14 protein-coding genes are annotated in these 8,831 nt (G+C 62.9%); 10 read left to right on the top strand and 4 right to left on the bottom strand.

Annotated features, from left to right (window positions below):
* The 7 genes from LLH00_00630 to LLH00_00660 all read left to right on the top strand — a co-directional run.
* The coding region (locus LLH00_00630; protein ID MCE5269772.1) for a gp58-like family protein at window positions 1-1,377 on the top strand (1,377 nt) is incomplete at its 5' end.
* A 10-nt stretch (window positions 1,378-1,387) separates the two neighbouring features.
* A complete protein-coding gene (locus tag LLH00_00635; GenBank protein ID MCE5269773.1) occupies window positions 1,388-1,627 on the top strand; it encodes a hypothetical protein in 240 nt (79 codons plus the stop codon).
* Window positions 1,627-2,244 (top strand): hypothetical protein, encoded by a 618-nt coding sequence (locus LLH00_00640; protein ID MCE5269774.1) that lies wholly within the window; start codon window positions 1,627-1,629, stop codon window positions 2,242-2,244. The genes LLH00_00635 and LLH00_00640 overlap by 1 nt, the downstream gene beginning before the upstream one ends.
* A gap of 38 nt (window positions 2,245-2,282) precedes the next feature.
* Entirely contained in the window at window positions 2,283-2,789 is a 507-nt protein-coding gene (locus tag LLH00_00645) for a hypothetical protein (protein ID MCE5269775.1), read from the top strand.
* Window positions 2,790-2,816: 27 nt separating this feature from the next.
* Window positions 2,817-3,185, top strand: a complete 369-nt coding sequence (locus LLH00_00650; GenBank protein MCE5269776.1) for a hypothetical protein — start codon at window positions 2,817-2,819, stop codon at window positions 3,183-3,185.
* A gap of 10 nt (window positions 3,186-3,195) precedes the next feature.
* Complete coding sequence (locus LLH00_00655; protein ID MCE5269777.1) at window positions 3,196-4,575, top strand: hypothetical protein; 1,380 nt, start codon at window positions 3,196-3,198, stop codon at window positions 4,573-4,575.
* A 9-nt stretch (window positions 4,576-4,584) separates the two neighbouring features.
* Window positions 4,585-4,863 carry a hypothetical protein gene (locus tag LLH00_00660; GenBank protein MCE5269778.1) on the top strand — a complete coding sequence of 93 codons (279 nt, stop codon included), beginning with the start codon at window positions 4,585-4,587 and terminating at the stop codon, window positions 4,861-4,863.
* 163 nt (window positions 4,864-5,026) lie between these two features.
* Here the strand turns inward: LLH00_00660 and LLH00_00665 are convergent, their stop codons facing one another.
* Entirely contained in the window at window positions 5,027-5,779 is a 753-nt protein-coding gene (locus LLH00_00665) for a hypothetical protein (protein ID MCE5269779.1), read from the bottom strand.
* Window positions 5,780-6,134: 355 nt separating this feature from the next.
* Here LLH00_00665 and LLH00_00670 point away from each other — a divergent pair, with 355 nt between their 5' ends.
* Entirely contained in the window at window positions 6,135-6,338 is a 204-nt protein-coding gene (locus LLH00_00670; GenBank protein MCE5269780.1) for a hypothetical protein, read from the top strand.
* A gap of 14 nt (window positions 6,339-6,352) precedes the next feature.
* Here LLH00_00670 and LLH00_00675 read toward each other — a convergent pair whose 3' ends face one another.
* Entirely contained in the window at window positions 6,353-6,748 is a 396-nt protein-coding gene (locus LLH00_00675) for a hypothetical protein (GenBank protein MCE5269781.1), read from the bottom strand.
* A 186-nt stretch (window positions 6,749-6,934) separates the two neighbouring features.
* Between LLH00_00675 and thpR the strand changes: the two genes are divergently transcribed.
* Window positions 6,935-7,504, top strand: a complete 570-nt coding sequence (gene thpR, locus LLH00_00680; GenBank protein MCE5269782.1) for an RNA 2',3'-cyclic phosphodiesterase — start codon at window positions 6,935-6,937, stop codon at window positions 7,502-7,504.
* A 30-nt stretch (window positions 7,505-7,534) separates the two neighbouring features.
* The gene (locus LLH00_00685) at window positions 7,535-7,948 is read left to right on the top strand and encodes a secondary thiamine-phosphate synthase enzyme YjbQ (protein ID MCE5269783.1); all 414 of its coding nucleotides are present in this window, start codon (window positions 7,535-7,537) and stop codon (window positions 7,946-7,948) included.
* A gap of 22 nt (window positions 7,949-7,970) precedes the next feature.
* Here LLH00_00685 and LLH00_00690 read toward each other — a convergent pair whose 3' ends face one another.
* A complete protein-coding gene (locus LLH00_00690) occupies window positions 7,971-8,531 on the bottom strand; it encodes an HD domain-containing protein (protein ID MCE5269784.1) in 561 nt (186 codons plus the stop codon).
* Window positions 8,532-8,638: 107 nt separating this feature from the next.
* Window positions 8,639-8,831, bottom strand: a 193-nt coding sequence (locus tag LLH00_00695; GenBank protein MCE5269785.1) for a hypothetical protein, incomplete at its 5' end; no start/stop codon positions are given.

An 8,831-nucleotide genomic window follows, 5' to 3' on the forward strand; every position in this document is an offset into this window, starting at 1 on the left:
GTGCGGGCTTTCGCGCTCAGCTCGGTGGACAGCTACGGCCAGGAGGGCGCGTGGTCCGCGCCCAAGGTGCAGGCATTCCGCCGCCTGATGCCCTCCACGCACGTGCCGGGCGCACCGGCCTGGGAATCCGGCAGCGGGGTCTACCCCCTGGTGAGTTGGGTCGACACCGGCCCCTACCACGGCTACTCGATCTCGCTGCGCCTGGGTGCGCCCGCGGGCGAGGCGGACCTGGTGGGGCGCTACGAAATCCAGCGCGCGAGCGACAACGGCTCGGGCGGCGCAACCTGGACCGCCTGGGAGCGCCTCCCCGACTGCCAGGTCGCAGCCGGCGAGACCGCCGCGGCGGCCCTGATCTACGAGAACCGCGACGTAGCTTTCAAGCCGGGCCGCCAGTACCGCTACCGCGCCCGGGCCATCGGGCTCAATTCGACGCCGGGCCTCTGGAGCGAAACACTCACTGTCACCCTGAGCGGCGACAGCACCGCCCCGGACCGTCCTGTCCTCGGCCTCATCGAGCACACCGGGCATATCGAGCTCACGATCAGCCCGCCCTCCATCGCGGGGGGGCCCTGCCCGGATTTCAGCCACTGGAAGATCGAGGGCCTGCCACAGGAGAGCGGACTCTGGCAGGTGCTGGAGCCGCACTGGTGCGACACGCAGTATGTCCATTCCAGCCCGGATGAGGGCCTGGAGAAGAACTGGAAATTCCGGGTCACGGCCTACGATTTCAGCGGCAACGCCTCGCCGGTCAGCCAGGAGACCGGCTACGGCAAGATGAAGCTCGCCGGGACCACTTTCCTTTCGGGCGTGGTCAACCAGACCCTGGCCCAGGTCGCGGTCAACCAGGCCGATATCACGCTCAAGGTCAGCCGCAACGGGGTGGTCAGCGCGATCAACCTCTCGCCCGAGAGTGTGGACATCGCCGGGCGGCGGATCACCCTGGACGGGGACACCGTGTTCAGCTCTGACTGCGAGATATACGGCATCCTCAAATCTGTTGCGACTGCGGATGCGGGCGACCGGATCGAGATATCTTCAGATGGTGGATCGCCGCAGCTCAGGATGCTGCTCAACGGTGTACCCCATATCAACATGTGGGTGACTGGCGATGAGAACTGGGGTCTGGGAATTCTGAGCCTCTACGCCGAGGATGTCCTCGGCTACGGCGGTAATTACGGTAGCGCTCTATGTGGTTGGTATTGGGACCCAGGAGCGGATGGAACGATTTTGCTGCCCGATTTTGCGGGTAGTCCTATGGAAGGATATACAGGGGAATTGGCGACCCGGGGACGGATATCATGGGATGAGACCCATCACAAACTAAAAGTCAAAGTCGGGGGCCAATATGGGACTGTTTACACTTTTTCACCGGATTGAGGAGACTGAAATGTCGGATGTATCGCGTGAAACGATCCTGGCCCGTATCGCGGCCCTGACCGAGCAGAAACAGCGCGCCGTGACCGCGTACCAGGACAAGGAGGCCGAAATCACGGCCGCGACCCAGGAGCTGAGCAACAGAATCCGCGCCCTGCGCCAGGAGCGCGGGGCGTTCGCCCTGGAGGCGAGCGCCTGCCAGCAGAAAATCGATGAAATCAGGGGACTTCTCAACGACACGGGGGCCGAGTGATGAGTGTACTGCGACTTTACAAGGATGCGCTGCTGGAACAGATGATCAGCCTGGAGGGGAATTTCTCCAACCCGGATGAGGAGGACTCGCTGGACGGCGGCGCGGGCCAGGTGGCCGAGGCTCCTCTCTGGCTGGCCGTGGAACAGACCACCCTGGCCGCGGCGGTGGAGGATGCCGAGACCACGCAGCTCAGCCTGGCTGCGCCGCGTTTCGCCGGGACAGCCTACAACGCGCTGCTGGTCGGCTCCGAGAAGATGCTGATCAGCGCGGGCCACGGCAGCACCGCACTGACCGTGGTGCGCGGCCACAATGGCACCACGGCCGCGGCCCACGCCTCCGGCGCACCGGTGCGTCTGGCCTACGATTGCAGCCAGATCAGCCTGAGCTGCCTCGACACGCAGGGCCCGGACGAGTCCGGCTGGGTCCGCTACTGCCGCGATTCCGGCGGTGCGCCGGATGGCGCCTGGAGCGCCCCGCTGGGACCGCTGAGCCTGGTCTGCGGCCAGAAGCTCAAGCTCTGGCGGCGGGTGAGTGTGCCCGCCGGCACGGCCGCGGCGATCAAGCAGGACCTCGTGCACCGGATCAGCGCCACGCTCAGCGAAACCCCCGCGCAGTGAACGGGCGGCGCCAAGGCGCCGGGAAAGGGAGGATGTGAATGCAGATCATAGCGGATACCGGCCCGCGCGGACATCTGGTGCGGGCCAACGCCACCACGCTGGCCCTGGGGCTGACCCAGGGGGCGACCCAGATGCAACTGGTGCAGGATGTGTTTGCCGACGGCGATGTCGTAACCGTGGGCGAGGAGGATATCCGGGTGGATACGCACGGCACGCTCTGCCAGGTGACACGGGCCCGGAGCGGCACCCCGGCCGCGGCCCACGCCTCCGGGCAGAACGTGCGGCTGGCCGTGGGCTCGCTTCTGCTCGACCACACGTTCGATGGGGTCTCGTTCCTGTCGGCGGTCCGTGCCGCGGGCGAGGTGGAGGCCATGTTCGGCCTGGAGTTGGACGGGGTGTTGCGCTACCTGGCTCCCAGCACGCCCTACCAGCTCGAGATGTTTTTCCCCCAGGTGCGCTGCCAGCCGGCCCAGGACACCCGTCTGCGCGTGCTGGTCTGGAGCTGGGCCGCCGAGGCCGTGTTCTGGGCCCAGATGCAGGCCTGAGCCGGGCGACGGCTGAAAGGGGGGGCCTTGTTCAACCATGCAGACAGTTGTTTCGGCTTTTTCTTTACCGGCGCTGAGCTTGTCACCGGCGACTCCACCCGCGCCTGCGTGCGCCTGAGCCTGCTTGCGGGTGGAGCGGGAAACCATTCCCTGCGGCTGGGCCTTCTTTCATCCGGCCCGGGGGGCGCGCAGGTACGCTGGAACATCCTGGGGGGGCAGGCGGATGGCTCGGCCCTGAGCCTGGCCCTGCTGGATGTCACCAGGAGCGCCTGGACTCTGCCCGTTATGGCAGGGATGGATTTACGCCAGGCGCTGAGCCTGTTTTTGACCGGCGCGTCGGCCAGCTCCGGACAGAGCGTGCTGCGGGTCAGAGTGGTGGAACGCTTTACGAATTGAGGAGGATGTGATGCGGGGAATCGGAAGATACCTTTTACCATTGATGCTGCTTTTCGCGCCCGGCTGGCTGCCGGGCCAGTATGTGGGCGTTTCGAGGCCTCTGGTCGGCGGGGCGCTCCTGGACAGTCTGGCCGCGCGCAAGGCCGACCGCGATTTTATCCGGGCCGGGAGCAATATCATTGTCACACCGCACGGCAGCCCTTCCCGACCCGACAGCGTGACTATATCGAGCACCGCCAGCGGGGAGTCCGTTAGTTTTATTTCATATCCGGGCATGTTTTCACTCACCGGCGCCATGCAGGCCAATGTCATGCAAATCACTGCTTTGTCCGATTACGCGCATCTTGGCGCCGGCGCCTGGGGTGGAGCGAGCGCTTGGGGCTATGTGGGCCGGGACTATGCGCACTATCAGACTGATACTCTGGCGCTTTGGGCAGCTTATAACACCAATGGAGGGGGCTACGACAGCCTCACGACGAACATCGATCTGACCCATTTCGCCACGGGAGACACAAGCCTGGCGACTGACTATATCTGCGCCTCCGTCTACATGAAACAGGCCTGGATTGACAATCTGAACGCAGGGGGTGGAATTTATCTCGGTCTGGCCGATGTATCACGCAACAACGTGTATTATTATATCATTCCCAAAGGCACGCTCGTAAGCGGGTTCAGCTATGTAAAACTGCGCAAGACTGATTTTGGCGCATACGGATCGCCGTCCTGGGGGGCGGTCAGGATGGTCCTGTTCGGTATCTGGGGCGCGACTGCCGGCGGAATGATGGATACGGTGGTGGTCGATAATTTCCAGCTCATCCGCAAGGATATGACCAACACCAGGCCCAACGGCCTGTGGCTCACGGGAAAGAACTGGTGGCAGGGGACCGCGAACTCCAGTCTGGTGCCACACCGGGAGGATTCGACCGGTGTGCAGGCGATGGTCTCGGGGGACTATATCACGAGTCTGCTTTCAACCCCGGATACGCTGGGGCCGCTCAAAATCCGAGTGGCCCAGACCGACAGCTCGATTCTCGCGGGGCGCTGCTCCGGCGGCCTGACTGTCCGGGCGCGCTCTGGTAAAATTTTCCTCGATTCAGCCGGCGTGCATCAGGATTCGGTTTCATACCCTTATGCGGCAAAGGCGATCTTTACGGTCAGTCTGATCCGGTCTCCCGATGGAGCTGCCACGGCCCTGGTGCATGCCGGCGCGGGGCAGGATTCTATCCTGACCGGCCACTTTAGCAGTGCGGCGCTCGACTATGCCTACGTGGGGCTGTACAGCCGGGACCGTCTGCTGTACGGGCTACCTAAACTGCACGCTGGCCTGACATATTTTATTTTGCACGGGTTCAAATACTGGTCGCACGCCGATTCGCTTACGCAGAACTAAGGAGGGAATATGCCCCGATGGATATTTGTTTTCCTGCTGGCCGTGGCTACCTCGCTGGCCGGAGCTCAGTATCGGCTGGAGGTGCGGATGCAGAAGGGAGCGGCTGATATCGACAGCGTGGGTAAGGTCCTGCGGAGTCTCCGGCCGGATGGCTGGAGCTCTGTTTCAAGCCAACGATTCGAGGGGGCGCTCTTCGAGTTGGACAGCCTCCCGGACACGCTGCTTTTTACCCCGCTCAGGCAGGCCGAGGGCGTGAGTGTCCAGTGGTGGGAAATCGTACAACCCTGATCGGCTGGCTCGTGTAGGCGGACAGCTTGTGGCGGATCAATCCGGGTTTATGAGAATCGATAGAGCCGGTTGAGAGGTAAAGCTGTCTCACTTTGGCCTCCCGGAGTTTCGGAATGTCCGGGAGGCCAAAGGCGCAAAGCGGAGGGCTCCGTGGGTGCTGAAATCAGCGGCCGCGGGTGGAAAGCTGCGGGGCCATCCGCAGTTCGAATGCTTTGGCTTTCCCCTCAGGGACCGGTTTGAAAAGGGCTGCGTACACTTTTTTGTTGATCCAGCAGCGCAGGCCTGTCTGTACGTACTCCACCGGCTTCTCCCGCGCCGCGCTCAGGATCAGGTCGAAACAGCCCTGGTCCACGCCCAGACGCTGCGGCCGCAGGTCTATCCGCGTATTGGCCGTGTCCCCGGAGTGGTAGAATTTATCTGTCTTGACGAAATAGCAGGTGTCGCTGACTGTCAGCTCGGCGCTGGCCCAGTAGGAGCCGCTCGGGACAAACGGGAAATAGAAATTGGGCGTGTCGCCCATCGTGTCCTCGGTTATGCAATAGCCGTAAATGTCGTTCTTGTCGAACCCACCGTTGGCCGCGCCGCCCAGGAAGTCCTCGGCGAAATGCAGGCTGACCACGATCAGGTCGTCACTCGAGTTGTCCAGGTTATCCGGGGGCGGATAGTCGTTGTCCGACTCGAACTCGGCATTGCCGTAGATATCCGTGTACAGGTAGTAGACCGGAGTGCCGCTCTGCAATTCCTGCCCGATCTCCGGGACCGTTTTCCTGCCGGCCAGATGGAGCATGAACGCGATCACGTCCTGCAGGTCGATCTTCCCGTCACCGTTGAAATCGCCCACCTGTTTAGCCTGAAGCGTTGTGGCCAGGCCGGCTGTCATCAGCAGCAGCATGATGAATGCGTATCTTTTCAACATCCGTTTCTCCTTGTCGCCCGCTCGCTCCCGGTGGCCGGTCGGGCCGCGGCGGTGGGATATGATATGGTCCTCGGGTCGGTTGTCACCGCTGAGAGGGTTTGTCGGTTGCGGTTGAGCACCAAACTTGATAAAACATTACAGTATATAGAATAACGTCACTGGTTATTTTATCGCTGTCTCACGTTCCAGGTCAAGTAATATCAGGATGGGATAGCGCTGGCGGTGTGCGCGGAGGCGGGGCGGTCGCTGTTCCCGGAAGTACCAATCGCTCTTGAGCTGTTCCTGAAACAAGGTTATTTTCTCCCCTGCGGTCCCCTCTCCCGGTTGTCAAACAATCCTTTTCCCCGAGGCCCCGATGACCCCACCGGATGAAAAGAAACTGGAAATGGCGAAACGCTGCCTGGAATGCCCGGTTTGCTCCCGCGCCCGGCGCAAGCAGCGTGGAATTCTTTTCTGGATGGTCAAGCACGTGGAGGAGGGGCTCTGTCCCTACTGCAAGGCCTACGAGGAGGTCTACGGCCACAAGGCCCACGAGCCGCTGCCCGCGGCGCAGGTCTGAGAGGGGCAGTCGGTTCAGAAATATTTCCGGATGATTTTCACCAGCAGCCCACGCCAGCGTGCAGTGTCCTCCTGGCTATCAGTGCCTGTCTGCACGAGGAGCACGAAATTCCGGCTGTCCCGTCCACCCCTGACAATGGTCCGCTCAAGGGTTGGGTCCTGCTGATGTTGGGGCAGTTCCGCCCGCCAGTGCTCACCCGGAGCGGCAAACTCGGGCCGCTCCGGGCAGAGCCAGAGCAACGCACCCACATATTCCAGCAAGTCGATGAAATCCTTGGCCGTGTACTCGCGGGTCGAGGACTGTCCTGCGCGCTCCACCAGCTCCGCCATTCCGCGCACCGGACGCAGGATCAGCACCAGCCCGGGTCCGGCTGCGGTGTCGAACGTGTTATCGGTGGAATACTCGGTCATACGGTGCACCCTCGGCCCGCATCAGCCTTGATTTGAATGAAACTCAATCACAAACAGTCACCGTTTATTCTAAGAGCTTGACGCAGCCGTTGTCAAATACCTCCGAACGACCGGGCCAAAAACAGTCGACAGCCGGCCCGGGCGGCAGTATATTCTCCGTCAGACACCGCCTGACCGGGAGGCCCTATGCGCACCTTCATCGCCCTCGAACCGTCAAAAGAGATTCGCTCCGGGATTGCCGCACTCTGCCGCGCTCTCACCCCGCTTTTCCCACGCGTGAGCTGGGCTCGACCCGAGAGCATCCACCTCACCCTGCGTTTCCTGGGTGAGATCGACCCGGAGGCCGATCTGCCACGCCTCAAAGAGGCGTTGAAAGAGGTCGCGGCCGTCTCGTCCCCGCCTGTGCTGCGAGTGGACCGGGCGGGCTGGTTCGGCTCACCGCGCCAGCCGCGGGTGGTCTGGCTGGGGTTGCGGGAAAGCCCGGAGCTGACCAGCCTGGCCGCGGGCCTCGAAGATGCGCTCACGGCGGCCGGGTTCGGCGCGGCGGACAAGCCGTTCAAGGCGCACCTGACCCTGGCCCGCCTGAAAGACCCGCTGCCCGAGCCCTTGGACCGCGCGGCCCTGGAGCGGGCCTCATACGCCCAATGGCCACTCTGGACACCGCGCGAGGTGCTGATAATAAAGAGCACCCTTCGCCCGGAGGGACCCCTGTACGAAACCCTGGCCGCCCTGCCCCTGGGTGGGGCCGGGAAATAGAACACAACCGCCAGCCCCGGGAGACGGGTCATGAAATCACACGTGAAATACCTCTGGTTCAAGACCGAAAAACGACGGATGTACACCAACATCACTGGCGAGGTGGAGGCGGCTCTGGCCGAGAGCGGCATCCGCGAGGGGATGGCCCTGGTGAGCGCGATGCACATCACTGCGGGCGTCTACGTGAATGATGCGGAGGACGGGATAATCCAGGATATCGACGAGATGCTGGAGCGGCTGGCCCCGCGCGGGCCCGACTACAATCACCACAACACGGGCGAGGACAACGGGGACGCCCATCTGAAAAGCATCCTGGTCCACCACCAGGTTATACTGCCGGTAACGGCGGGCAAGCTGGACGTGGGCCCCTGGCAGCAGGTCTACTATGCCGAGTTTGATGGCTGCCGCAGGAAGCGGGTGATCATTAAAATAATCGGTGAGTGAGGCTTGGGGCGGGTTTGACGCCTCAGCGCTCCCTGAGCAGCTCCAGGTCCAGTTCGTAGAAGGGTGCGGCCAGCTTGCGCGCCTGCGGGATCAGCCTGCTCTTGACCGAATCCACCCGCTCGCTGTACCATTTCCGCCCGGCTGCGTAGTCGAACCCACGCACGCTGAAGATGTAGAACAGCCAGTAGACCGGGTCGGCCATTTGCGCCAGGCCGTCCGCGTTGGACAGGCAGACCTGCTCGGCGGTTCCCTCGCTCAGGCCCAGCGGCGCGGAGTGGGTGCGTATCGCTCCCTGCACCCGCTCGATCCAGTCCGGCCCGTGGCCGTCCCGTTCCAGTATCTCCCCGGCCAGTTCCGCCCCGCGCTCGGCGTGCGCGGCCAGACAGGAGAAATCGAGCACCGCGGCCAGGTCGTGCAGGTAGACCGCGGCCAGCAGGATGTCCCGGTCCGCGCCCAGGCTGCCGGCAAGCTGAAGGGCGAAACGTTCCACGAGCAGGATATGACGCTCGAAGAAAGCCGGCCCGAAACGGTTGGCCGGTTCGTTGCATTTCTGCTGGATCAGCTCGCGGTAATTTTTAACCATTATCGGGTCGCCTGCACGCAAAAAGCGTTCAATTGAAAGTTCTATGCGTTCAATCCGCCGGAATTTCCAAACCGTATAAAACTGTCGACAAACTTGAAAGCCGTCTCTCACTTCCCGCTGCCGGACGGGCTGTCCACCAGGCGGATGAACACGCTGCCGATCTCGGCCCCGTTGTAGGAGGCCACGATCGGGTATTCCACCCCGCGGCCGTCCGTGCTGAACCGCGCCAACAGGCCCGAGCCGGTGGGGATCTTGTAGCCCCGGTCCTCGCCCGTGTTGTTGCGGGTGTCCCCGACAAAA

The sequence above is a fragment of the bacterium genome, assembly GCA_021372515.1.
Lineage (GTDB): Bacteria > Gemmatimonadota > Glassbacteria > GWA2-58-10 > GWA2-58-10 > JAJFUG01.

Excerpts from the sequence above, each read along its gene's own strand:
- LLH00_00635 (MCE5269773.1), top strand. The coding sequence starts at position 1,388 with ATGTCGGATGTATCGCGTGAAACGATCCTGGCCCGTATCGCGGCCCTG.
- LLH00_00640 (MCE5269774.1), top strand. The coding sequence starts at position 1,627 with ATGAGTGTACTGCGACTTTACAAGGATGCGCTGCTGGAACAGATGATC.
- LLH00_00645 (MCE5269775.1), top strand. The coding sequence starts at position 2,283 with ATGCAGATCATAGCGGATACCGGCCCGCGCGGACATCTGGTGCGGGCC.
- LLH00_00655 (MCE5269777.1), top strand. The coding sequence starts at position 3,196 with ATGCGGGGAATCGGAAGATACCTTTTACCATTGATGCTGCTTTTCGCG.
- LLH00_00660 (MCE5269778.1), top strand. The coding sequence starts at position 4,585 with ATGCCCCGATGGATATTTGTTTTCCTGCTGGCCGTGGCTACCTCGCTG.
- LLH00_00665 (MCE5269779.1), bottom strand. The coding sequence starts at position 5,779 with ATGTTGAAAAGATACGCATTCATCATGCTGCTGCTGATGACAGCCGGC.
- LLH00_00670 (MCE5269780.1), top strand. The coding sequence starts at position 6,135 with ATGACCCCACCGGATGAAAAGAAACTGGAAATGGCGAAACGCTGCCTG.
- LLH00_00675 (MCE5269781.1), bottom strand. The coding sequence starts at position 6,748 with ATGACCGAGTATTCCACCGATAACACGTTCGACACCGCAGCCGGACCC.
- thpR (MCE5269782.1), top strand. The coding sequence starts at position 6,935 with ATGCGCACCTTCATCGCCCTCGAACCGTCAAAAGAGATTCGCTCCGGG.
- LLH00_00685 (MCE5269783.1), top strand. The coding sequence starts at position 7,535 with ATGAAATCACACGTGAAATACCTCTGGTTCAAGACCGAAAAACGACGG.
- LLH00_00690 (MCE5269784.1), bottom strand. The coding sequence starts at position 8,531 with ATGGTTAAAAATTACCGCGAGCTGATCCAGCAGAAATGCAACGAACCG.